We start from the raw sequence: 24,279 nt of genomic DNA on the forward strand, positions 1-24,279 counted from the left end.
ACCACGGTGATAGCAGTTTCACTCACATGAACGCTTAAGCGGCTATGCTGGTCTGCTGGTTTCGTCTTCCGATTTATCCATCCAAGCAAGGTGACAACACCCATGGCCAAGACTTACAGCTACGCTGCCAAGGATCCCAAGGATTCGCTCAAGCCTTTTACCTTCGAGCGCCGCGCGCCGAATGCCGACGACATCCAGATCGACATCCTGTACTGCGGCGTTTGCCACTCCGACCTGCATACCGCGCGCAACGAATGGGCCAACACCCTGTACCCCTCGGTACCTGGGCACGAGATTGTCGGCCGCGTCACCGCCGTCGGCTCTGCCGTGACGACGTTCAAAGTCGGTGACCTGGCCGGGGTCGGTTGCATGGTCGACAGCTGCCAGCACTGCGCCTCCTGCGCCGAAGGCGAAGAGCAATACTGCGAAAACGGCTTCACCGGCACCTATAACGGCCCGGTGTTCGGCGGCGAAAACACCTACGGTGGCTACTCCGACAACATCGTGGTGAAGGAGAAGTTTGCCTTGCACATCTCCCACGACGAGAAGCAACTGGCCGCGGTCGCGCCGCTATTGTGCGCCGGCATCACTACTTACTCGCCGCTGCATCATTGGAAGGTCGGCCCTGGCACCAAGGTCGGCGTGGTCGGCCTCGGCGGCCTGGGTCACATGGCCGTGAAGATCGCGCACGCGATGGGTGCCGACGTGACCTTGTTCACCACCTCGCCCGGCAAGCGTGAAGACGGTCTGCGCCTGGGCGCCAATCAGGTGGTGGTGTCCAAAAACGAAGACGAGATGGCCAAGGTGGCCAACAGCCTGGACTTCATCCTCAACACCGTTGCAGCCCCGCACAACCTGGACGCCTTCCTCAACCTGCTCAAGCGCGACGGCACCATGACCCTGGTCGGCGCCCCGGACAGCCCGCACCCTTCGCCTACTGTGTTCAACCTGATCTTCAAGCGCCGCAGCCTGGCCGGCTCGCTGATCGGCGGCATTCAGGAAACACAGGACATGCTGGATTTCTGCGCCAAACACGGGATCGTCTCGGACATCGAAATGATCGATATCCAGAACATCAACGAATCCTATGAGCGCATGGTCAAGGGCGACGTGAAATATCGCTTCGTGATCGACATGGACAGTCTGAAGAAAGAAGCCAACGCAGCTTGATGGCGAGGGCCTAAACCCTGTTGCGGCGTTCGGGTGCTCCTGCGTACGGTTTGATCCGCAGGAGCGCCCCAAGCCCGCGGCGGGCGTTACCTAGATCCCGCTCATCGCCAGATCCATTGCGAAATAGGTAAAGATCAGGTCCGCCCCGGCGCGTTTGATCGCCCCCAGGCTCTCGCGCACCACCCGGTCTTCGTCGATGGCGCCGGCCTGTGCGCCGAACTTGATCATGGCGTATTCACCACTCACCTGATACGCCGCCAAGGGCAGACGCGAAGCTTCGCGGATGTCGCGGATGATGTCCAGGTAAGCCCCGGCCGGTTTGACCATCAGCGCGTCAGCGCCTTCCTGTTCGTCCAGTAGCGACTCGCGCACCGCTTCGCGGCGGTTCATCGGGTTCATCTGATAGCTTTTGCGATCACCTTTCAGCGCGCTGCCACCGGCCTCGCGGAACGGGCCGTACAACGCCGAGGCGAACTTGGTGGAATAGGCCATGATCGAGGTGTCGGTAAAGCCGGCGCCGTCCAGCGCGCTGCGGATGGCCTGCACTTGACCGTCCATGGCCGCCGAAGGGGCGATGAAATCCGCGCCGGCCTGGGCGGCCACTACCGCCTGGCGACCCAGATTGGCCAAGGTTGCATCGTTGTCGACCTTGCCATGGTGAATCACTCCGCAGTGGCCATGGGCGGTGTATTCGCAGAAGCAGGTGTCGGACATGACGATCATTTCCGGCACGGCGTCCTTGCAGATACGCGTCATCCGCGCCACCAGGCCGTTGTCGTTCCAGGTGTCACTGCCGTCGGCATCCAGGTGGTGGGACACACCAAAGGTCATCACCGACTTGATGCCCGCCCGCGCATAGCGCTCGATTTCCTGAGCCAGACGCTTTTCAGGAATGCGCCGCACCCCGGGCATGCTGGTGATGGGCACGAAATCGTCGATTTCTTCTTCGACGAAGATCGGCAGCACCAGGTCGTCCAGGCTGAATGCTGTTTCCTGGAACAGCGAACGCATGGATTCGGAACCGCGCAAGCGGCGCGGGCGGGTGTACGGGAACTGACTGGACATCATAAAACCTTCAGTGAATGACTCATGAAAGCGTACACGGTTCAGCTGACGCGCTGATAACCGCCAATCACGCCTTTGCGCGACAGTACCCATTGCCAGAGCTGAATGTCCCGGGCGCGAAAGGCACCGGCACACGACAACAGGTAATAACGCCACATACGATAGAAACGTTCGCCCATCTGCTGGGCATAGCGGGGCCAGGCGGCCTCGAAATTGTCAAACCAGGCCATCAGGGTCTTGTCGTAGTCGGCGCCGAAGTTGTGCATGTCTTCGGCCACGAACAACCCGTCGATGGCGTCACCAATCTGGCCAATGGACGGCAGGTCGCCATTGGGGAAAATATACTTGTCGATCCAGCGGTCGGTGGTGCTGTTGCGCTGATTCTTGCCAATAGTATGCAGCAGGAACAGCCCTTCGTCCTTCAGGCAACGATGCACGGTTTCCATATAGGTGCGGTGATTTTTGCGCCCCACGTGTTCGAACATGCCAACACTGACGATGTGATCGAATGGCTCGTCGACATCACGATAGTCCTGCAGGCGAAACTCCAGCGGCAGGCCGGCATAGCGCTGGGCAGCCCAGTCGCGCTGCTCGCGGGAAATGGTCACGCCGACACATTCCACCCCGTAGTGCTCGGCGGCGTACGACATGAAACTGCCCCACCCGCAGCCGATGTCCAGCACGCGCATCCCCGGCTGCAGGTTCAGCTTGCGGCAGATCAGGTCCAGCTTGGCGTTCTGCGCCTCGTCCAGATCCTTGGCGTCGCGCCAGTAACCGCAAGTGTAGGCCATGCGTGGGTCGAGCATGCTCTCGTAGAAGTCGTTGCCCAGGTCGTAATGCTCTTCGCCCACCTGCCAGGCCCGCTGGCGGGTCTGCAGGTTCAGCAGCCGGGCCTTGAGGGCATGAAACATCAGCGCCGCGGGGTTGATCATCTCGGCGACACCCGCCCGCAGCAGCCGGGCGAAGAATTCGTCCAGTTGCTCGGCTTCCCAATCGCCATTCATATAGGCTTCGCCCAACCCCAGGTTGCCCTCGGCCAGGGCGCGCTGGGGCACGTCCGGGCTTATGAGCTTCATGTCCCAGGGGGCGGCGCCATCGAGCTGGAGACCGGCCTTGGCGAGCAGGTCCTGGGTAAAGCGCATGGCGCTGTTACCGGCAGGTCGTGCTGATGGTTCTGCGGCCGGTGGGCCAGAAAATTTGCTCTGCATGACGATTCCCTGTTCAGTTTCGTGACGCTGAAACGACAGCCTGTGCAGTCCATGAGCTTATCCCCGCTGCCAACCGCGGAACAAGGCGCTGGAGATGAAACTTCTTTGCGGGTTTCGCAACAATCCTGTGCGACTACCGAACACTGCCTCATCAACTACCATTGACAGTGCCGGGACGCTGCTGATAAATATGGACTATCCAGTTAGTTTCGCGCTGACGGGGCATAAGCTTCAAATAATAAAAACAAACGGAGACACAGCATGACCAGCCAAGTTGACACTTCGTCGCAGGGCTCCGGGCAGTCGAAAAAAGCCACCGCCAGCGGTTGGATCGGCTCAGCATTGGAGTATTACGACTTCTTTATCTACGCCCAGGCGGCGGCGTTGATATTTCCCCAGATTTTCTTCCCCAATACCGACCCCAAAGTGGCGATCGTGGCCTCGTTGGCGACCTATGGCGTGGGCTATGTAGCACGCCCTGTCGGCGCCTTCGTGCTGGGCCACTGGGGGGACACCCGCGGTCGCAAGAACGTCTTGCTGCTGTGCATGTTCATGATGGGCTTTGCCACCATGGCCGTCGGCCTGTTGCCGACCTACGGTCAGGTCGGGGTGCTGGCGCCCGCGTTGCTGGTGCTGCTGCGCCTGATCCAGGGCTTTGCCGTGGCGGGGGAAATCTCCGGGGCCAGTTCCATGATCATGGAGCATGCGCCGTTCGGGCGGCGCGGGTTCTTTGCAAGCTTCACCTTGCAAGGGGTACAGGCCGGCCAGATCTTTGCCGCCGCGATTTTCCTGCCCTTGGCTTACTTCATGCCTGACCAGGCGTTCAACGAGTGGGGTTGGAGGATTCCGTTCCTGCTCAGCGCCATCGTGCTGATCGCCGGTTACATCATCCGCAAGGAAGTTCACGAAACCCCGGCGTTCACCAAGGAAGAGCAAGCCAGTACGGTACCCCGCTCGCCCATCAAGGAAGCCTTCGTGCACAGCTGGAAGCACATGGCCCTGGTGGTGTGCATGGCGCTGATGAACGTGATTCCGGTGGTGGCCACCGTGTTCGGTGCGGCCTATGCGGTGCAACCGGCCTACGGCATCGGCTTCTCGAAGAGCGTGTACCTGTGGATACCGGTGATCGGCAACGTCATCGCGGTCATCGTGATTCCGTTCGTGGGTAACCTGTCGGACAAGATCGGCCGTCGTCCGACCATGATCTTCGGCTGCCTGAGCTCTGGCCTGCTGTCGTTCGGCTACCTGTACGCCATCAGCATCCACAGCGTACCGTTGGCCATGGCCATGTCCTTCCTGATGTGGGGCGTGTTCTACCAAGGCTACAACGCGGTGTTCCCAAGCTTCTACCCGGAGCTGTTCCAGACCCGCTATCGCGTATCGGCCATGGCCATCGCGCAGAACGTCGGCACCTTGATCACGGCGCTGCTGCCTGCCCTGTTTGCCGCTTATGCACCACCCGGTTCGACAGACATCCCGGTGATCGTCGGTGGCATGGCGTTCGGCATTACCATCATCGCAGCGGCTGCGGCCTACTTTGCACCCGAGACCTATCGCATTCCGATGAACGAGCTGGGCAAACCGGACGCCAAGGCGATGGAGAAGAAAGAGTACGAAGAAGCACGTTCACGGTCGTTGAGCGTGTCGACTTGATTCAAGCTTAGATCGCAACACCGCTAAGCCCGCGGTTCGTGCCTGGTCCTTGAGGGGGATCGGGTGCGGATCGCGGGCTTTTTGCTGACCCCGCGTTCAAGCCCGCTGCATCTGCCCGGCCTTGATCTGCAACATGAACCGGTCCGGCGGCAAGGGATGCCCCAACAAGAACCCCTGCAGCGAGTCACAGCCCAGACGGGTGAGGAAATCCTGCTGGTTGCCGGTCTCCACCCCTTCGGCCACGATGCGCAGCCCCAGGGCACGGCCCAAGGCGACGATGGCCGAGACAATGGCGGCATCATCGCTGTCCTGCTCCAGATCGCGAACAAACCCGCGGTCGATCTTCAATTCATTGGCCGGCAGCCGTTTGAGGTACATCAGGCTCGAATAGCCGGTGCCGAAGTCATCGATGGAAATGTCCACGCCCATGTCCGACAGCTGCTGCAACACCGCCATGCTGGCATCGGCGTCGCTCATGGCGGTGGTTTCGGTGATCTCCAGCGTCAGGTTGTTGGCGGCCAGGCTATGGGTTGCCAGCGCCGCCGCCACGCTCTGCACCAACCCTGCATGGCAGAACTGCAAGGCCGACAGGTTGACCGCCACGCGCCAGTGGCCGAACCCCTGCTCGATCCACAGTTGCATCTGACGGCACGCTTCATCGAGCACCCAATCACCGATGGCAATGATCAGGCCGGTCTTTTCCGCCATGTCGATGAACTTGTCAGGCAGTAACAAGCCCTGCTGCGGATGTTCCCAGCGCAGCAGGGCTTCGGCGCCCACGGGCTCGCCGCTGACGGCATCGAACTTGGGCTGGTAGAACAGGCGAAACTGCTTGCCAGGCAAGGCACCGCGCAGATCCTGAAGCAATTGCAGCTGCTTGCGCGCGTTGCTGTTCATCGAGCTATCGAAAAAGCGGTAGCCGTTCTTGCCGGCACTCTTGGCGTGGTACATCGCGGCGTCCGCATTCATCAGCAACTCATGCTGATCGACTCCGTTGCCGGGGTAGATCGCCACGCCGATGCTTGCGGACACCAACAGGGCCTGATCACCGACCTGAAACGGCGCGGCGATCAGCTCGACCTGCTGCGCCGCCACCGCCGAGGCATCCACCGGCGCGGCCAGCGGGACCAACAGCACGAACTCGTCGCCCCCGATGCGTGCCAGCGTGTGCTTGCTGGACAAGCCCTCACGCAAGCGAGCAGCGACGGCGCGCAACAGCTGATCGCCGATGTGATGACCGAAGGCATCGTTGACCGGTTTGAAACCATCCAGATCGATGAACATCAGCGCCAGGCAACCCCCCTCCTCTCCCACCGCCTCGATGGCCTGGCCGATGCGGTCGTCCAGCAGCATGCGGTTGGGCAGGCCGGTGAGGTTATCGTGCAAGGCCAACTGGGTCAGTTCCTGGTTGGCCTGGCTCAGGGAATTGGCCAGCACCGAGGTGTGCGCCTGCATACGGGCATCCAGTACCGAGGTCAGCAGCGAGATACCCAGCACGGCCAAGGTGGTCATCAGCACCATGTAGTCCAGGCCATTGCCGGTCAGACCATCGCCGGCCGCCGCGCACCAGCTGCCCGTCGGAAACCGGGCGGCGGCCATGCCCGTGTAGTGCATGCCAACGATGGCAATGCCCATCACCACCGCTGCCAAGCCGCGCAACCGGCGTACACGTGGCGCGTGTTGGCGCAGGCGAAAGGCAATTCCCAGCGCGGCGGCCGAAGCGGCGAAAGCGATCACCAGAGACAGCAGGACCAGCGGCACGTCGTAGACGATACCCGGTTGCATGTCCAGGGCGGCCATGCCGGTGTAGTGCATGGCGGAGATGCCTGAGCCCATGATCAAGGCCCCCATCACCAGTTGCACCAGGGGCAGCCGCGGCTGGCTGACCAGCCAGATGGCAAACGCCGACGACAGCACGGCAACCAGCAGCGAAAACAGCGTCAGTGGCAGGTCATAGCCCAGCTTGATCGGCAGCGTGAAAGCCAGCATGCCGATGAAGTGCATTGACCAGATGCCGATGCCCATGGCCAACGCGCCGCCGGCCATCCACAGGTAGACGGCCCGTCCGCTGGCAGTGGCGACACGCCCTACCAGGTCCAGTGCGGTATAGGACGCCAGCATTGCAACGCACAGCGAAATGGTGACCAGAGACGGCGAGTAACTTCCTGTCAGCATGGGTATCTCAAGCCAGAGGCTCGGCGCAGAGCGTGCCGGGACTGAAAAAAGCATTTAATCAGACTGTTGCGTGTCCGGCGACCGTAATTTTCCTTCATCCATACGGCCGTCCCAGCCGCCTCCCAGCGCTGCAATCAGTTGCACACTGGCCACCAGACGGCCTTGCAGAACGTTCAAGACACTGCGTTCGTTGCTCAGCGCCGTCGCCTGGACGTTGACCACATCCAGGTAGCCGATCAGGCCGGCCTTGTATTGATTGGTGGTCAAGCGCAGCGACTCGCGCGCAGCAGCCAGCGCATCGGCCCGTACCTGGGCTTCATCCGCGTAGACCTTGAGCTGACTCAAGGTGTTTTCCACCTCACGAAAGCCGTCGAGCACGGTCTGCCGGTACTGCGCCACGGTCTGGTCATACACCGCCTCGGTGCGCTCGACTTCGGCCGATCGTTGCCCGCCGTCGAACAGGGTACCGGCCAACTGCGGGCCCACTGACCAGAAACGGTTGGGCAAGCTGATCCAGTTGCTCAGGGTGCTGCTGCTGTAACCGCCGTTGAGGCTCAGGGTGAAATCGGGGTAGTAAGCCGCCTTGGCCACACCGATGTTGGCGTTGGCAGCCATCATCGAACGCTCGGCGGCGGCGATGTCCGGGCGACGTTCCAGCAAGGTGGAAGGAACCTGCAAGGGTATGCCGGGAAGCGCCGGCACGCCGTCGACCTCGGCCAGGCGAAAATCCGCCGGCGGCAGGCCCATCAATACGGCGATGGCATTCTCGTATTGCGCCCGTTGCCAGCGCAGGTCCACCAGATCGGCCTGGGTGCTTTTCAGCTGGGTCTGGGCCTGGGCCACCGCATCCTTGCCGGAAATACCGGCACGGTACTGGTTTTCAGTGAGCTTGAGCGAACGCTGGTAGGTCTCGACGGTGTTTTGCAACAGGCGCTTCTGCTCGTCGATCACTCGCAGCTGCAAGTAATTCTGTACCAGCTGCGATTGCAGGCTCAGGCGCATGTTGGCCAGGTCCGCCGCGCTGGCCTGGGCACTGGCTCGATTGGCTTCCAGCCCCCGACGCAACTTGCCCCAGAGGTCGGCTTCCCAGCTCACGCCCACCTGGGTGTCATAGGTGTCGCGGATACCGCTGATGGACTGGCTCAGGCTCGAATCGCTGCTGCCGATGCCCTGGCTGGAGCGTGTCTTGCCGGCCGTCAAGGTGCCACTGGGGAAGAACGCGCCGCGACTGCTGTGCACCAGCGCCAGGGCTTGACGGTATTGTGCGGCGTACTGAGCCACAGTCTGGTTGGAACGGTTGAGTTGCGCCACCAGGCCATCCAGCTGCGCATCGCCGTACAGCGCCCACCAGGCCCCGCGAGCCAAGGCATCACTGGGCTGCGCCTGGCGCCAACCCTCGGCCTCCTTGAAGTGGGCCGGGGTGATCACCGTCGGGCGATGGTAATCGGGGCCCACGGCGCAGCCACCCAGCCACAGGGCCAGCAGGCAACACGTTGAAGGGGTCCAGCGGCGAGGTGTCATCACGGGGCATCCAGGGCAGCGTCGGTGTGCAGACCGCGCCAGCGCAGGTAACGGTGGCGCAGGCGATCCAGGTAGAGATAGACCACCGGGGTGGTATAGAGGGTGAGTATCTGGCTGAACACCAGGCCGCCGATGATGGTCAGGCCCAGGGGATGGCGCATCTCGGCGCCCTCTGCGCTGCTCAACAACAACGGCACGGCGCCGAGGATGGCGGCCAGCGTGGTCATCAGGATCGGCCGCAGGCGCATCAGGCACGCACGGTGGATCGCCTCCAGCGTGGTCAGGCCGTGATGGCGCTCCAGGTCCAGCGCGAGGTCGATCATCAGAATCGCGTTTTTCTTCACCACACCGATCAGCAGAAACAGCCCCAGCAGCGAGATCAGACTGAACTCGCCGCCCGTGACGTAGATGCTCAACAACGCGCCGACCCCGGCCGAGGGCAGTGTCGAGAGAATGGTCAGCGGATGGATGTAGCTCTCGTACAGCACCCCCAGTACCAGGTACACCACCACCAGCGCGCCGAGGATCATCAAGGGCTGGGTCTTTTGCGCAGCGGCGAAGGCGTCGCCGGTGCCGGCCACTTTCACCACGATGTCCTCGGGCAGGCCCAGCCGCGCCAGTTCGCGCTCGATGGCAGCGCTGGCCACATTCATGGACACCCCTTCGGCGAGGTCGAAGTTGATGCTCTGAGAGGCGAACTGGCCCTCATGGGTCACCGTGTCGGGGGCCAGGCTGCTTTCGTAATGGGCCACGCTGGACAAGGGCACGCGGCTGCCGGCGGCGGTGATCACTTGCAACTGATCGAGGGTGATCGGGTCCTGGGCAAAGCGGGGGTTGATCTCCATCACCACTTTGTACTGGTTGAGGCTGTCGTAGAGGGTGGAGATCTGCCGCTGGCTGTAGGCGTTGTTGAGCAGTGCACTGATGGTGCTCATGTCGATGCCCAGACGCTTGGCCTGATCGCGGTCGACCACCAGGGTGGTCTGTGGCGCGCCCCGGCCTTCCTTGGCGTCCACGGCGGTGAGCTGCGGCAGCTTCTTGAACACCTCGGCGATCTTCGGAAACCACGCGCGCAACTGCGCCAGGTCGCCACTCTGGATGATGTACTGGTATTGCGCCGTGCTCTGCTCGCGGCCACCGCCGAACTGCAAGTCCTGGTCGGCCATCAGGAACAGCCGCGCGCCCGGCACCGGGGGCATCTCCTTGCGCAGGCGCTCGATGACCTGCTGGGCGTTGATGCCGCGCTGCTTGAGCGGCACCAGACGGATCAGCAAGGTGCCGTTGTTGATGCTGTTGAAGCCGCCGATGTAGCCGGCGACGGTGTCCACCGCAGGGTCCGCCAGCAAGGCCGTGCGCAGAATGTCCATCTTGGGCTGCATCAGCCCGAACGACAGGCCGTCATCGCCGCGCACGAAGCCCAGCAACTGGCCGGTGTCCTGCTGCGGCATGAAGGTCTTGGGCACCACCACGTACAGCACGATGTTGACGCCGATGGTAAGGAACAGGCTCAGCAACGTCAGCCGGCGGTGGCGCAGAACCCAACTCAGGCTGCGGTCGTAAGCCCCCACCAGGCGGTCGTTGACCTGCCGGCTCCAGCGTTGCAGGCGGTTCTCCTCGCTGGCCACATGAGGCGTGAGCCAACGGGCACAGAGCATCGGGGTCAGGGTGAGCGACACCACCAGGGAAATGACGATGGACACCGCCAGGGTGATGGAAAACTCGCGGAACAGGTTCTCGATGATACCGCCCACGAACAGGATCGACAGAAACACCACCACCAGCGAGGCATTCATCGCCAGCAGCGTGAAGCCCACCTCGCGGGCGCCTTGATAGGCGGCTTCGAGAGGCGGGACACCGTTATCGATGTGCCGGGAAATGTTCTCCAGCACCACGATGGCATCGTCCACCACCAGCCCCGTGGCCAGGATCAGCGCCATCAGCGAGAGGTTGTTCAGGGAGAACCCATACAGGTACATGAAGGCGAACGTGCCCACCAGCGCCACCGGCACCGCGAGGGTCGGGATCAACGCTGCGCGAACCTTGCCCAGAAACAGAAACACCACCAGGATCACCAGCGCCACGGCGATCAGCAGGGTCATCTCGGCTTCATGCAAGGTGGCCTTGATCACCGGCGAACGGTCCAGCGCCAGCTGCAGCTTGACGCCCCCGGGCAGCAGCGATTGCAGCGCCGGCAGCTGGGCCTTGATCTGATTCACGGTCTCGATGATGTTGGCACCGGCCTGACGGTTGATCACCATCAGCACCGCCGACTCGTCGTTGAAAAAACCGGCGTTGTAACGGTCCTCCACCCCATCGCTGATCCGCGCCACATCGCTCAGGCGCAGCACCGCGCCATCCTGGTAGCGGATGATCAGCGGGCGGTAGTCCTTGGCTTTTTCCAGTTGGTCGTTGGCCTGGATCTGCCAGCTGTGCTGGTCGTTCTCGACGAACCCCTTGGGCCGACGGTCGTTGGCATTGGCGATGGTGGTGCGCACATCGTCCAACGCCACCTTGTACTGGTCCAACAGCTGCGGCTCCAACTCTACCCGAACCGCTGGCAGCGAGCTGCCGCCAATGGCCACCTCCCCGACTCCCGGCACCTGTGACAGGCTTTGTCCCAGAATCGTCGAGGCCAGGTCATAGAGCTGGCCTTTGGGCACGGTGTTGGAGGTCAGGGTCAGCACCATCACCGGTGCCTGTGACGGGTTGACCTTGCTGTAGGAGGGCATGCTGCGCATGCCGCTGGGCAGCAGGTTGCGCGACGCGTTGATGGCGGCCTGTACCTCACGCGCCGCGCCGTTGATGTCACGCCCCAGGTCGAACTGCAGGATGATCCGCGTGGTGCCCTGGCTGGAGCGGCTGCTCATGGTGGTGATGCCGGCAATGCTGCCGAACGAACGCTCCAGGGGCGTCGCCACCGTGGACGCCATCACCTCCGGGCTGGCCCCGGCGAGGTTGGCCGAAACCACAATGACCGGAAAATCCATGTTCGGCAGCGGCGACACCGGCAGCAGGCCGAAGCTGACGCCGCCCAGCAGCATGATCGCCAGGCTCAGCAGCACGGTGGCCACCGGTCGACGGATAAACGGGCCGGACAGGTTCATGGTTGCGCCTGGGCCGGGGCCTGAGCATCAGGGTGCTTGCCCCAGCGCCGGCCCAGGCGATCGAAATACAGATAGATCACCGGGGTGGTGAATAGCGTCAGCACTTGGCTGACCAGCAAACCACCCACCATCACCAACCCCAGGGGTTGGCGCAATTCGGCGCCGGAACCACTGGCCAGCATCAAGGGAACGGCGCCGAACAGCGCCGCCAGCGTCGTCATCAGAATGGGTCTGAAGCGCATCAGCGCGGCCTGATAGATCGCGGTCTGCGGGTCCAGGCCCTGATTGCGCTCGGCCTCCAGGGCGAAGTCGATCATCATGATCGCGTTCTTCTTGACGATACCGATCAACAGGATGATGCCGATGATGGCGATCATGCCCAGATCATTGCCGGTCAGCAGCAGGCCGAGCAAGGCCCCCACCGCCGCCGAGGGCAAGGTGGAGAGAATGGTGATCGGGTGGATGTAGCTCTCATAGAGCACGCCGAGGACAATGTACATGGTGACGACCGCCGCCAGGATCAACCAGAGGGTACTGGACAACGACGCTTGAAACGCCTCGGCGGCGCCCTGAAAGCGCGTCTGCACGCCCACAGGCATGCCGATCTGCTGCTGTGCCTGGTTGATCAGGTCAACCGCCTGCCCCAGCGCCACGCCGGGCGCCAGGTTGAACGACATCATCACCGCCGGAAACTGGCCGATGTGGGCAATTGCCAACGGCGCCTGGCGCTGTTCGATATGGGCCAGACTGGACAGCCGCACCTGACCGCCGCTGGCCGTCTTGACGTGGATCTGCTCGAGCGCCTGAGGCCCGATGACATTGGCGTCCTGGCTCTGCAGCACCACCCGGTACTGGCTGGACTGGGTGTAGATGGTCGAGATCTGCCGCTGGCCGAAGGCGTCGTACAAGGCGTTGGTGATGTCAGCCATATTGACCCCGACGCGCTTGGCCGCGTCGCGATCGATCACCAGATAGACCTGCAGGCCTTTGTCCTGCAGGTCGGTGGCCACATCGGTGAGCTGCGGCAAGCGGTGCAGGGCGTCGGCCAGCCTGCTGCTCCACAAGGCGAGCAGGTCGGCATCCGGCGAGGACAGGCTGAACTGGTATTGGGTGCGGCTGATGCGGTCTTCAATGGTCAGGTCCTGCACCGGCTGCATGAACAGGCGCATGCCCACCAACCCGTCAACCTTGGGTTGCAGCCTGGCAATCACCTGACTGGCGCTCAGGTCGCGCTCGGCATGGGGCTTGAGGTTGATCAGCAGGCGACCACTGTTGAGGGTGGCGTTGTCGCCGTCCACGCCGATGTAGGAGGACAGGCTGGCCACCGCCGGGTCCTCCAGGATGATCTCGGCCAACGCTTGCTGGCGCTCGCTCATGGCCTTGAAGGAGATCGACTGCGGCGCCTGGGAGATTCCCTGGATCACCCCGGTGTCCTGCACCGGGAAAAAACCCTTGGGCACCATCAAGTACAACACCACCGTGAGCACCAAAGTGGCCACCGCCACCAGCAGGGTCAGCGGTTGATGGCGCAGGACCCATTGCAGCGCACTGCCGTAACGGGCCACCAGCCAGTCGAGGGTAGCGCCGCTGGCCTTGTAGAAACGGCCTTGCTCGTGCAGCTCTGGCTCGCGCTTGAGCAGGCGCGCGCACATCATCGGGGTCAGGGTCAGCGACACCACCAGCGAGATCAGGATCGCCACCGCGAGGGTGATGGCGAACTCGCGGAACAGGCGCCCGACCACATCGGCCATGAACAACAGCGGGATCAACACCGCAATCAGCGAGAAGGTCAGGGACAACAAGGTGAATCCGATCTGCCGCGAACCCTTGAGCGCTGCTTGCAGGGGGGTCTCGCCTTCCTCGATGTGCCGGGAAATGTTCTCCAGCATGACGATCGCGTCGTCCACCACGAAACCGGTAGCCACCGTCAGCGCCATCAGGGTCAGGTTATTGATGGAGAACCCGGCCAGATACATCACCCCGAAGGTCCCTACCAGCGACAGCGGCACCGCCACCGAGGGGATCAGCGTGGCGCTGAAGCGGCGCAGGAAGACGAAGGTCACCATCACCACCAGGGCGATAGCGAGCAGCAGCTCGTGCTGCACGTCGGTCACCGAGGCCCGAATGGTCTGGGTACGGTCGGTGAGCACGGTGACCTCGATGCCCGCCGGCAGGTTGTCGGTAATCGCGGGCAGCAGCGCCTTGATGCGGTCCACCGTCTCGATGACATTGGCACCGGGCTGGCGCTGGATATTGAGCAGCACGGCCTGATTGCGGTTGGCCCAGGCGGCGAGACGATCGTTCTCGGCGCCGTCGGCAATCTCGGCCACGTCCTTGAGCCGCAAGGGTGCGCCGTTGTTGTAGGCCAGGATGAGGTTGGCGTATTCCTCGGGCGAGGTCAGCTGGTCGTTGGCATCGAGCATGGAGATGCGCGTCGGACCGTCGAAGTTGCCTTTGGGCTGGTTGACGTTGGAGGCGCCGATCAGGGTCCGCACATCGGCCAGATTCAGGCCGTTGGCCGCCAGGGCTTCGGGGTTGACACTAATGCGCACCGCCTGGCGCTGGCCACCGGCGATGCTGACCATGCCCACCCCACTGAGCTGGGCGATCTTCTGCGCCATGCGGGTGTCGACCAGGTCGTTGAGCCGGGGCAGCAGCATGGTTTTCGAGGTGATTGCCAAGGTCAATATCGGCGTGTCGGCGGGGTTGACCTTGTTGTAGACCGGCGGCGCCGGGAGGTCCGTGGGCAGTAGATTGGTGGCGCGGTTGATCGCCGCCTGCACCTGCTGTTCGGCGACGTCCATGTTGATGTCCAGGCTGAACCGCAAGGTCAGCACCGACGCCCCCCCGGAACTGGTGGAGGCCATCTGGGTCAGGCCGGGCATCTGCCCGAACTGGCGCTCCAGCGGCGCGGTGACCGAGCTGGTCATCACCTGCGGGCTGGCACCCGGGTACAGCGTCATCACCCGGATGGTGGGGTAATCGACCTGGGGCAACGCCGACACCGGCAACAGGCGGTAGGCAATCAATCCGGCCAGCACCAAGGCCAGCATGGTCAGGGTGGTCGCCACCGGCCGCAGGATGAACAGCCGCGAGATATTCATGGTGCCGACGCGCCCTTGGCCGGCTGCGCCGGGGCACCTGTCTTGCCTTGCAGGTGAGCGGCCGGCGTGACCGGCACCTCGTCGGCGGCATTGACCACCTCCACCGTGCTGCCGTCGCGCAAACGATCGGTGCCTTCGAGCACCACCCGATCACCGGCCTCCAGCCCCTCCTCCACCACGGTGCGCACACCGTCGGTGGGACCGAGCCTGAGGCTGCGGATGCTGACCTTGTCGTCGCCTTCCAGGCGGTACACGTAGGTGCCGTTAGTGCCGAACTGCACCGCCGCGCTGGGCACCACCACGACCTGGCGCAAGGTGTCGGACAGCAACCGCACGCTGACAAACTGGTTGGGGAACAGGGCGTCATCCCGGTTATCGAAGCGAGCCTTGAACTTCAACGTGCCTGTGGCGGTGTCGATCTGGTTGTCCAGACTGGCCAGTACACCGGTGGCCTGCAACTGGCGGTCACCCCGGTCCCACGCCTCGACCGGCAATTGTGCACCGCTGCGATAGCGTGCCAGGACCGGGATCAACTCGGTTTCCGGCAAGGTGAAGCTCACCGTGATGGGCTGGATCTGGGTGATCACTACCAGTGCGGTGGTGTCGTTGGCCGCCACCAGGTTGCCGACGTCGAGCTGACGCAGGCCGACGCGACCACTGATGGGAGCACGGATGTGGGTGAATTCGAGGTTCAGACGAGCATCGTTGACGGCGGCCTCGTCGGTTTTCAGGGTGCCTTCGTACTGGTCCACCAACGCCTGCTGGGTGTCCAGCGTCTGCCGGGCGATGCTGTCTTCGGCGAAAAGGCCTTTGTAACGCTGCAGGTCGATACGCGCGTTCTTCAACTGCGCCTGATTCTGCGCCAGTGTCCCCTGAGCCTGTTGCAAGGCGATCTCGTAGCTGCGCGGGTCGATCTGGGCCAGCAGGTCGCCGGCCTTGACCCTCTGTCCTTCCTCGAAAGCCACCTTGACCAGCTCGCCGGCCACGCGGCTGCGCACATTGATGGTATTGGTCGCGGTGACCGTGCCCAGCGCCTTGTTGTACACCGCGAAATCTTCCCGGGTGGTGGCGGCCACCCGCACGGGTGTGGGTGCGGTGGAGTTGCCGAAGCCGGGCCGAGCCGTATTACCGGTCGCGGGTTGCGGCTGCGCGCTGCTGGCGGTCCCGTGGGCTTGCCAATAACGCCAGCCGAGTGCCGCGAGGATCAACAGGGCAAGCAGAATGAACAACCCGCGGAACGGGCGAGAAGCGGTGAATTGCATGCGGTGGGCAGCCTTTGGGCAAATAGCATCAAGCCAGAACCATAATCAGTACGAAGCCATCTGCAAAGCGCTTTGCCGGCGCTCCATGCCTCGAACAGGGCCGCCTATGAAACAAGAACGGCCTGGACTAAGCCAGACCGTTGAACAAACAACTCGTACAAATTATTTCAATACCGCCAGGGCCGCCTCGTAGTTTGGCTCCTGACCGATTTCAGGCACCAGTTCGCTGTGCAGGACTTTGTCGTGTTCGTCCAGCACCACCACGGCGCGAGCGGTCAGACCTTTCAAGGGGCCATCAGCCAGAGCAACGCCGTAGGCGGTGGCGAATTCCGGTGCGCGGAAAGTGGACAGGTTGTTGACGTTTTCCAGGCCTTCGGCACCGCAGAAGCGATCCTGGGCGAAGGGCAGGTCGGCAGAAATGCACAACACCACGGCGTTGTTCAGCTCGCTGGCCTGGGCATTGAATTTGCGCACAGAGGTGGCGCAGGTCGGCGTGTCGACGCTTGGGAAAATGTTCAGAACCTTGCGCTTGCCGGCGTAATCTTTCAGGGCAACTTCGGCCAGGCCTTTGCCGACCAGAAGAAACGCTGGCGCCTGGGCGCCAGCAGTGGGCAGTTGGCCATTAACGTTGACGGGGTTGCCGCGCAGTGTGACTTGGGTCATCGACTTAGTCCTTCTTGAGGTGGGATGGAAAACCAGAAGTTAACCACGAACCGCGACAAAAAGCTCACCTGCAAAAACGACAGACGGTTCAGCCGAACCGCGCCTGTCGGACCGGATGGATCACCGGTTCCAGCTGCTGCGCCTTTTCGGCGGACAACTCGGTACGCATCTCGGCGATCAAGTTGGAAATGCCACGGCTGCTGGCCAGCCGGTCTGGCGATATCCCGCGCTTGTCCAGATGCACCTGCCCGCTCTCAAGATCGCTGATCTGCACAGAGAGCGATTGGTCGTCGGCAACCGAACAGGTGCAGTGCAAGGGCAAGAAGGCGCACTCGATGATATTGCGAAGTTCCAGTGATGAAAGTCCAATTGGCAGCATGATCTATACCTCGGCGGTGGTGTCTCCCGGGGGACTGCACAGGCGCTTTGTTGACACGCCCGTTACGCAGTCCGGTTCATCGAATAATGCCCAAGGTATATACCCGACCGGCCGGATTGGCAATGCGCCGAGGGCGGATAGCAGAGGGCAATCAAGGTGTATTGATTCAGCGCAGCCCCCGCCGACGAAGAACAAACCATTAGGCAATTAGAATGACTTTTGTTTATCGCCGTGGGCGCTAATGGTCAGGTGCCATGACGTGACGACGCCCCTAAAGATAATAAAAAACCCCGGTAGCTACACCGGGGTTTATTGTGACGCTGACGGTTCGAATCACCAGGAAAAGGACAAACCCTCGGCCACGCCTTTGATGCCGTAACGGATGTTCTTCGGGCTCTTGCGGTTCTGCAAGATGGTAATGGCGGTAAGGGTCAACGCCGACATCAGCCAGACGGGCGTGGAGTGGAACTTCTTGTTGTACATGATCGCCGCACGGTTACGATAATAATGGAACATGTGGCTGCGGCCCTTGCTGCTGCCACTGTCACCGTGACGGGCGAAACTGTGCTCGGACACCTTGAAGCTGAACCCGGCCTTGGCGCCGCGGTACTGCCAATCCAGTTCTTCGGAATACATGAAGTAACGGTCTTCCATCAAGCCGACCGTTTCCAGCACGGCGCGGCTGATCAACATCGAGGCGCCCATGACGTAGTCAGGCTTGGGGAACGTCGGCAGGCCCGGGGTCAACTCGGAGCGGTTGGCGTTCTTGCCGATCAGCTTGGTCTTGCCCAGCCACGGATAGATGGTCCCGCCGCCCACGCATTGAATGATGTTCGGGTTGTTTTCATACACCAGTACCGACGCCGCGAAGCCGCACTTGGGGTCTTCTTCCATGGTCGTCAGCAAGGCTTCCAACGCGCCGTCCTCGAGGACGATGTCGTTGTTGAGAATCCAGAAATATTCGTAACCGGCGCGCAGGGCGTATTCCAGGCCGATGTTGTTGCCGCCGGCATAGCCGTAGTTGCCGTTGTTGCTGATCAGTGTGCGCTTGTGCTTCTGACTGATCGACTTGATCTGATCTTCCGATGCCACCAGCACGTCTTCGCCCGATTCGGCGTTGAGGTAGGCGGTCAGGCGCGCGACGCTGTCATCCTTCGAGCCGTTGTCGATGATGACCACTGGAATATCACAGTGCAGCTTCAGCGAGTCCATACAGGCGATGGTCTGGTCGGCGCCATTCCAGTTCAACACGAAAGCACACACTTTATCGTGACTAATCATATGTTTCTCCACAGTCCAAGCATGGGGTACTGCCCCACCAATTCAAGACAAGGTCGGGCTGGGCGCCGAACCGGAAATCTGGCGTCCATACCAGCGTTTGGACGCGATTAGCACGATCAAGATCGCCAGCAGGTTCACTGCAATGTTGGCGAGCGCAAAGGCCTTGACCACCGCCATGGCATCCTTGAACACAAAGGCCCCCAGCAATACCCCGCCTACACGCAGGCTGGTGCTGAACACCTCGAAGATCAAGAAGGTTTTCTGCAGCGACAACGCCGGTGCTGCCGCCAGGCATGGCAGGTTCATGAACCCTGTCAGCTCGGCAATCGCCAACCAGCGTGCGTATTCACCGGCATTGGTCCAATGCTCACCAAAGGCCAGATGAAACAACCACGGCCCGGCAATCGCCAGGGTCGCAAACGGAATCAGACCGACCCCGCCCAGGGCTGCAACGCCCTTGAGCAGCAGGCCGGTGACCGATTCCTGGGCATGGATCGCACGAGCGATGCGCGGGTAGAACACACTGCTCACGGCCTTGCCGATAAAGTTGCTGGGCATGCTCAACACTTGCAGGCACAGGGCAAAGTAGCCCGCCGGGATAGCGCCGAACGCCGAAGCCAGCACCAAGGTGGGCATGTGCACCGACAGCGCATTGATCAGCACCTGCGGCGCGCGGTACAGCGGAAAGTCACGGTACTCGCGGGCCAGTTCCCAGAACGGCTTGGCCGGCGGCTCGTTGGGGTCAGGTACGTGGGGCACACGTTTGTAACCCATGCCGATCAACAGCATCAGGGTATTGATCACGTAGTACAGGGAACTGGTGATCACCAACATCGGCGCCGAGTTGTGCAACCAGCCGCCGACGGTCCGCAAGGTGTTGTAGCACAGGGCGTGGGCGGTGGTGGCACGGGCCGTCAGGGTGTACCGATGGTTGCGGTAAAGCCACTGCTGGGTGATTTCCAGGGCCGCCGAGCTGAACATGACCATGGGCAGCAGCATCAGGTAAGGCGAAAGCAACTGCAGATTCAGGCGGTCGGCAATGCGCTCGCCGAAGAAAAAGAAAATCAGCCCGGTGAGCACCGCGACGATGGCGGCCATGACCAGTGACACCTTGATCAGCCCCCGGGAATCGGCATCGGACTTGGGCAGCACGATAGCGATGGGGTAAGTCAGGGCGCAAGCAGGAATAAGGATGATGCTGAGACTTTGAAAAGCACCCACCACACCGAACGCGTCGGGGCCATAGATGCGCATGATGACCGGGATCAAGGCCAGGTTGATCAACTGCGCACCGGCACTGCCGGAAATGGCGGTCAAAATGTGACGAAACAGCGTGGCCTGGCGCAGTTGGGCCACCAGCCCCCGCCATCCACCACTGCCTTTCAACGCGTCAGAGGACAAATTCCTCTCCATTTGCAGTTCTCCGAGATAAACGAATGACGCCTCTAACCACGTCATCTTGAACAGATGCTGAGAGAGAACAGCGCAAAAAGAGGCCCAGGCTGGAAAACGGATGCCGGATTCCAAGGCTGCCTGACCTATGTGACACACATCGTATCAATTAATCGGCCAAGGAGCTCAATAGTTGAGCCATCATTTTGGCTATTTTTTTTCATGTTCCGGAAGATACATGAGGCCTGCTGAACTCTTCGTCGGCCGAGCGGTCAATTTCGGGTTTTAGGTACTAAAGCCTGCAACTGCAATGCCAATAAATCAGCACTCAAAACAGCCACTTCCGGCTCTTTCGCACCCCGCTCCTTGCGCCACAGCCAATCGGCTGACGGGGGCGAGTTGACCAGAGAGAGACTGCCATGACGATCAGACGTCAGGCCTTGCACTGCAATATGAATGCTGCCTTTGGCGCCCATGACTTCCGGCACCAGCTCCACCACCCGACCGGCGAGGGTGACCACCAACTTTTCGCTGTTGAAGGGCGATTCGGCAGCGGGATAGTGCGCATTGCTGGCCTGCCAGGATTCACGCGCCAGGCTCAACTGCCCGCTGCTCGTCAATGGTGCAAACCAGTGTTCGATGCGCTCGAATAAATCAGCAATGGACTGGTGCCAATGGGCGCACTGTTCGCTGAACTGCTGCTGTTTGAAGGTTTCGCTGGCGGCGTATTGTGTCAGCAAATCGCCCAGTTGCCGTACTTCGTCCATCGGTTGCTCCTGTGATGGCCGAAAACCGTCGGTGGCAACAGCGCCCGCGACGGTTCGGCTCAAGCACTCTACGCCTTCAAGCCTGAAGGCGCGGTAAAACTTCTACCAGAGCGGTACTACGTAGCTGATATACAGACGGTTTTCGTCCTGGTGGGTCTGGCCGGTCATGCTCGGGTTGGCCTGGGCGTTTTTCCAGGTCACGCCAAAACCCTTGAGCTTGCCGTCCGGGACCACGTAGGACAGCCACAGATCACGTTCCCACTCGGAGTTGCCACCGCTGGCCACGCGAATCTGGTCACCGTAGGCGTACATGGCGGTGAAGCTCAGGCCGTTCAGCCCGATGTGGCCAAAATCATACTTGTAAAGACCTTCCCAGGTACGCTCGCCGGCGTGCTGGAACTTGTTCAACTGCAGGTTGGTCATGGCCGGGGTGTCCGCACCCGAGCCTGGGCCTTGCAGGGACGAGCCGCTGTTCAAGCCCGAGTCCAGGTACGGGAAGTCGCTGTCACCGCTGTTCTTCTGATAGCCCAGGCCCAGGGTGTGACCCCACAGGCTGTAGCTTTCCATCAGGCTGAAGGTCGACTCATTGATACGACCTTTTTTGGCATTGCCAGAGTACAGACCAGCACCGGCATAGTCGCTGTCGCCGTCCGCGTTGCCGCCGACACCCAGGCTGCGGTACGCACGAAAATCGGTGAAGAGGCTACCCAGCGGCAACGCGTCGGTACGCTTGGCGCCCAGGTAGAACTGTTGGTAGTAGTCTTGCAGATTCGAATACCAGGCACTCAGGGTGGTGTCTTTGAACCCCATGTAATCGGCGCCGCCATACAGGAAGCGGTCACTGGTCTTGGTACCGCCGGCGGTGATCATGCCGTTATCGCTGCTTTCGTTACGGATCTTGACCTGAGAAATATCGCCCAGGGTGAAAACCGTGTTGTCCAGGTCACGGGACACCAACTGCGTGCCGGTGTCGGTCTGTTGCAGCAGGCGCCCGTCGGTGTTGGCCAGGATCGGGTTGTTGCCGAACAAGGTGCCGTAGCGCAACTCGTCTTTCAGGAAGCGAATCTTCAGCGTCGGGCTGAGCACGGCAAAGTCGTCGGCCGACTTGCCGTCGTCCAGCGGGAACATGCTGCCTGGGTACCGGCTCTGGTGCGCGCTATCGTTCAAGTCACCGCCCGAATCCAGTTTCAGGCCGTAAAAGGCTTGCAAGTCGAGGCCGACGCCGATGGTGCCCGGGGTATAACCGGACTTGAAGTTGAATTCAAAGCCCTGGCCCCAATCGCGGTAACTTTTGGCTTTGGCATTGCTTCCCACCACATCGCTGCCCTGCTGGTTCAGGTACCGGTTGAGCAGTGTGAGGTCACCGTGGCTGTCGTCGAAAAAGTCGGCGTGGGCGCTGACGGCCACCGGCGCCATCAAGGCGCTCAGCAGCGGTGGGAGATACTTCTTTATCATCATGGCTCTCATCTGGCAGGTGATTGATTTCCTGAGCGCCATTAAGGAGAGAGCACATGACAGTTCTGAGACAATTGGCCACTATGCCCATGAAATGAAATTCAGTTCATGAGCTAATGTTCATCTTTTACATTTCTTTCATATAGGCAGCGAGACGCTGTACGGCTCGCTCGGCATTGGCACTGCAACCGACCCAGCTGCAGGCCAACATCAGATTGCGTGGCAAACCGAAGTCTTCGACGGTGAAACCCTGGCAATCCACACCCGGCCGGTGGCTGCCGTGCTGCGCGCGCAAGTCACCGCTGGCGCTGAAATAGGCCCACACCGGTTTGCCCAGTGCCACGGCCATGCCCACTTCGAACGCGGTGCCGGAGTCAGGTTCCATGCCCCTGAATGAATTCAGATTGGCCAGCACGGCATCGCAGCGGCGAATCATCTGCACGTTGTCGGCGTAGATGCGCTGCGCCGCCTGTGTGCCGGTCAGGTCAACCGGCAGTTGGTTGTCCATCGGGTACAGCCCCGACAACCCGTGGGCGGCGCACAGCTGCTTGAGCCAGGCGCCATGCTCGATGGCATCACTGCGAAACACATCAAAACCGGCAAGGTAGATCTGCGGGGCCATGCAAGGAACATCCGTCGAAGCCAGGAGAGGCCGGCATTCTACGCCGAAAGCGACCAGATCAAGGCCGAGATCGACACCAGGCCCACCACCACCACGAACAGATTGGACCACTGCCCCGCATACTTGGCCATGGCCGGCACGCGGCGCACGGCAATCATCGGCATGAGGAACAGCAACGCGGCAATGACCGGGCCGCCGAGGGTTTCGATCATCCCCAGGATACTCGGGTTGAGCGTCGCCACCAGCCAGCACATCACCAGCATGAAGGCGGCCACGCCACGGTCCAGCCGTTTGTTCGAGGGCTGGCGACCCGTCTTGCGCACCAGGCCCTTGAGGCCTTCACGAGCGCCTATGTAATGGCCCAGGAACGACTTGGCAATGGCCACGAAGGCAATCAGCGGCGCAGCGAAAGCGATGGTCGGGTTGCTGAAGTGGTTGGCCAGGTACGAGAGGATCGACAGGTTCTGCGCCTTCGCCTCGGCCAGTTGCGCGGGGGCCAGGGTCAGCACACAGCTGAACACGAAGAACAGCACCATCAGCACCATCAAGCCATGGGCGCGGCACAGTATGCGCGCGCTGCGCACGTCGGCCTCGACCCCATAACGCCGCTTCTGGTCCACCGCAAAGGCGGAAATGATCGGTGAATGGTTGAACGAGAACACCATCACCGGGATTGCCAGCCACAAGGTGCGGATGAAGGCCATGGGTTCAGGGGCCACATGGGCGGTGGCGAGGATGCCGCCGGTCCAGTGCGGGACCAGGAACAGCGCCAGCAGCATCAGCGCGACGATGAACGGATAAACCATCAGGCTCATGGCCTTGACGATGAAACGCTCGCCGCAGCGCACCACGGCCAGCAGGCCAAGGATCAGCACCAGCGCCAGCAGCGCCCGTGGCGGTGGCTGCAGGCCCAGTTGGTGTTCGATGAAACTGCCCACGGTGTTGGTCAGCGCCACGCTATAGATCAGCAGAATGGGAAAGATTGCGCAGAAATACAGCAACGTGATCAGGGTGCCGACCTTGTGCCCGAAGTGCTCTTCGACCACGTCGGTGATGTCGGCGCCCTCACGCCCGGACAGGACAAAGCGGGTCAGACCGCGGTGCGCGTAATAGGTCATGGGAAAGGCCAGCACCGCCAGCACCAGCAGCGGCCAGAAGCCACCCAGGCCGGCGTTGATAGGTAGAAACAGGGTGCCGGCGCCAATGGCGGTGCCGAACAGGCCCAGCATCCACGTAGTGTCGTGGCGGTTCCAGCCTACGGCCGTCGCTTGTGGCGCGACCTGCGTGGCATCAAGGCTTTTGGCCTGGTCAATCATCCGGAGGTGCTCCCTAGCCGGTTACTCGAGAATGGCCGGAAGCAGGAAAATCGTGCAGCGGGCAGTGCCCCGGCCCTGAAAAAGGGTCGGCATTGTCCCGGATTGTGCTTGAGAAGCAAAGACTTGGCGTCGCCGCCGGGCC

17 protein-coding genes are annotated in these 24,279 nt (G+C 61.7%); 2 read left to right on the forward strand and 15 right to left on the reverse strand.

Translation table 11 applies throughout. The annotated features are described in order from the left end of the window. Positions 1 to 102 precede the first annotated feature (102 nt). On the forward strand, positions 103 to 1,170 hold the full coding sequence (locus tag HB675_RS18435; RefSeq protein ID WP_213880149.1) for an NAD(P)-dependent alcohol dehydrogenase: 1,068 nt from the start codon (positions 103 to 105) through the stop codon (positions 1,168 to 1,170). A 90-nt stretch (positions 1,171 to 1,260) separates the two neighbouring features. Here the strand turns inward: HB675_RS18435 and hemB are convergent, their stop codons facing one another. Together hemB and cfa are read right to left on the reverse strand one after the other, a co-directional pair. Further along, the gene (gene hemB, locus HB675_RS18440) at positions 1,261 to 2,235 is read right to left on the reverse strand and encodes a porphobilinogen synthase (protein WP_213880151.1); all 975 of its coding nucleotides are present in this window, start codon (positions 2,233 to 2,235) and stop codon (positions 1,261 to 1,263) included. A 41-nt stretch (positions 2,236 to 2,276) separates the two neighbouring features. Beyond that, the gene (cfa, locus tag HB675_RS18445) at positions 2,277 to 3,443 is read right to left on the reverse strand and encodes a cyclopropane fatty acyl phospholipid synthase (protein WP_213880152.1); all 1,167 of its coding nucleotides are present in this window, start codon (positions 3,441 to 3,443) and stop codon (positions 2,277 to 2,279) included. A 261-nt stretch (positions 3,444 to 3,704) separates the two neighbouring features. On the opposite strand from cfa, the gene HB675_RS18450 reads away from it, so the two are divergent. Further along, on the forward strand, positions 3,705 to 5,096 hold the full coding sequence (locus HB675_RS18450) for an MFS transporter (RefSeq protein ID WP_213880154.1): 1,392 nt from the start codon (positions 3,705 to 3,707) through the stop codon (positions 5,094 to 5,096). Positions 5,097 to 5,192: 96 nt separating this feature from the next. On the opposite strand, the gene HB675_RS18455 is transcribed toward HB675_RS18450, so the two are convergent. The 13 genes from HB675_RS18455 to HB675_RS18515 all read right to left on the reverse strand — a co-directional run bounded on the left by HB675_RS18455 (position 5,193) and on the right by HB675_RS18515 (position 24,137). Further along, positions 5,193 to 7,271 carry a bifunctional diguanylate cyclase/phosphodiesterase gene (locus HB675_RS18455; protein WP_213880156.1) on the reverse strand — a complete coding sequence of 693 codons (2,079 nt, stop codon included), beginning with the start codon at positions 7,269 to 7,271 and terminating at the stop codon, positions 5,193 to 5,195. Positions 7,272 to 7,325: 54 nt separating this feature from the next. Beyond that, positions 7,326 to 8,792 (reverse strand): efflux transporter outer membrane subunit, encoded by a 1,467-nt coding sequence (locus tag HB675_RS18460; RefSeq protein WP_213880267.1) that lies wholly within the window; start codon positions 8,790 to 8,792, stop codon positions 7,326 to 7,328. Then, positions 8,792 to 11,896, reverse strand: coding sequence for an efflux RND transporter permease subunit (locus HB675_RS18465; protein ID WP_213880158.1), 3,105 nt, complete (start codon positions 11,894 to 11,896; stop codon positions 8,792 to 8,794). The genes HB675_RS18460 and HB675_RS18465 overlap by 1 nt, the downstream gene beginning before the upstream one ends. After that, positions 11,893 to 15,000: an MdtB/MuxB family multidrug efflux RND transporter permease subunit gene (locus tag HB675_RS18470; RefSeq protein WP_213880160.1), complete on the reverse strand. Its 3,108-nt coding sequence runs from the start codon at positions 14,998 to 15,000 to the stop codon at positions 11,893 to 11,895. The genes HB675_RS18465 and HB675_RS18470 overlap by 4 nt, the downstream gene beginning before the upstream one ends. Then, a complete protein-coding gene (locus tag HB675_RS18475; protein ID WP_213880162.1) occupies positions 14,997 to 16,262 on the reverse strand; it encodes an MdtA/MuxA family multidrug efflux RND transporter periplasmic adaptor subunit in 1,266 nt (421 codons plus the stop codon). Before HB675_RS18475 ends, HB675_RS18470 begins: the two co-directional genes overlap by 4 nt. 162 nt (positions 16,263 to 16,424) lie before the next feature. Further along, positions 16,425 to 16,925 carry a thiol peroxidase gene (gene tpx, locus HB675_RS18480; RefSeq protein ID WP_213880164.1) on the reverse strand — a complete coding sequence of 167 codons (501 nt, stop codon included), beginning with the start codon at positions 16,923 to 16,925 and terminating at the stop codon, positions 16,425 to 16,427. A gap of 88 nt (positions 16,926 to 17,013) precedes the next feature. Further along, positions 17,014 to 17,304: a DUF1652 domain-containing protein gene (locus HB675_RS18485; RefSeq protein ID WP_213880166.1), complete on the reverse strand. Its 291-nt coding sequence runs from the start codon at positions 17,302 to 17,304 to the stop codon at positions 17,014 to 17,016. A gap of 333 nt (positions 17,305 to 17,637) precedes the next feature. Further along, positions 17,638 to 18,585: a glycosyltransferase family 2 protein gene (locus tag HB675_RS18490; RefSeq protein WP_213880168.1), complete on the reverse strand. Its 948-nt coding sequence runs from the start codon at positions 18,583 to 18,585 to the stop codon at positions 17,638 to 17,640. Between the two features lie 42 nt (positions 18,586 to 18,627). After that, positions 18,628 to 19,986, reverse strand: coding sequence for an oligosaccharide flippase family protein (locus tag HB675_RS18495; protein WP_256737600.1), 1,359 nt, complete (start codon positions 19,984 to 19,986; stop codon positions 18,628 to 18,630). 263 nt (positions 19,987 to 20,249) lie between these two features. Continuing rightward, entirely contained in the window at positions 20,250 to 20,744 is a 495-nt protein-coding gene (locus HB675_RS18500) for a hypothetical protein (RefSeq protein ID WP_213880172.1), read from the reverse strand. A gap of 102 nt (positions 20,745 to 20,846) precedes the next feature. Beyond that, positions 20,847 to 22,199 carry an OprD family outer membrane porin gene (locus HB675_RS18505; RefSeq protein WP_213880174.1) on the reverse strand — a complete coding sequence of 451 codons (1,353 nt, stop codon included), beginning with the start codon at positions 22,197 to 22,199 and terminating at the stop codon, positions 20,847 to 20,849. Positions 22,200 to 22,326: 127 nt separating this feature from the next. Beyond that, on the reverse strand, positions 22,327 to 22,821 hold the full coding sequence (locus HB675_RS18510; protein WP_213880176.1) for a nucleoside 2-deoxyribosyltransferase: 495 nt from the start codon (positions 22,819 to 22,821) through the stop codon (positions 22,327 to 22,329). A 38-nt stretch (positions 22,822 to 22,859) separates the two neighbouring features. Continuing rightward, positions 22,860 to 24,137 carry an aromatic amino acid transport family protein gene (locus tag HB675_RS18515; RefSeq protein ID WP_213880178.1) on the reverse strand — a complete coding sequence of 426 codons (1,278 nt, stop codon included), beginning with the start codon at positions 24,135 to 24,137 and terminating at the stop codon, positions 22,860 to 22,862. Positions 24,138 to 24,279 lie beyond the last annotated feature (142 nt).

This window comes from Pseudomonas sp. dw_358 (genome assembly GCF_018449655.1).
Lineage (GTDB): Bacteria > Pseudomonadota > Gammaproteobacteria > Pseudomonadales > Pseudomonadaceae > Aquipseudomonas.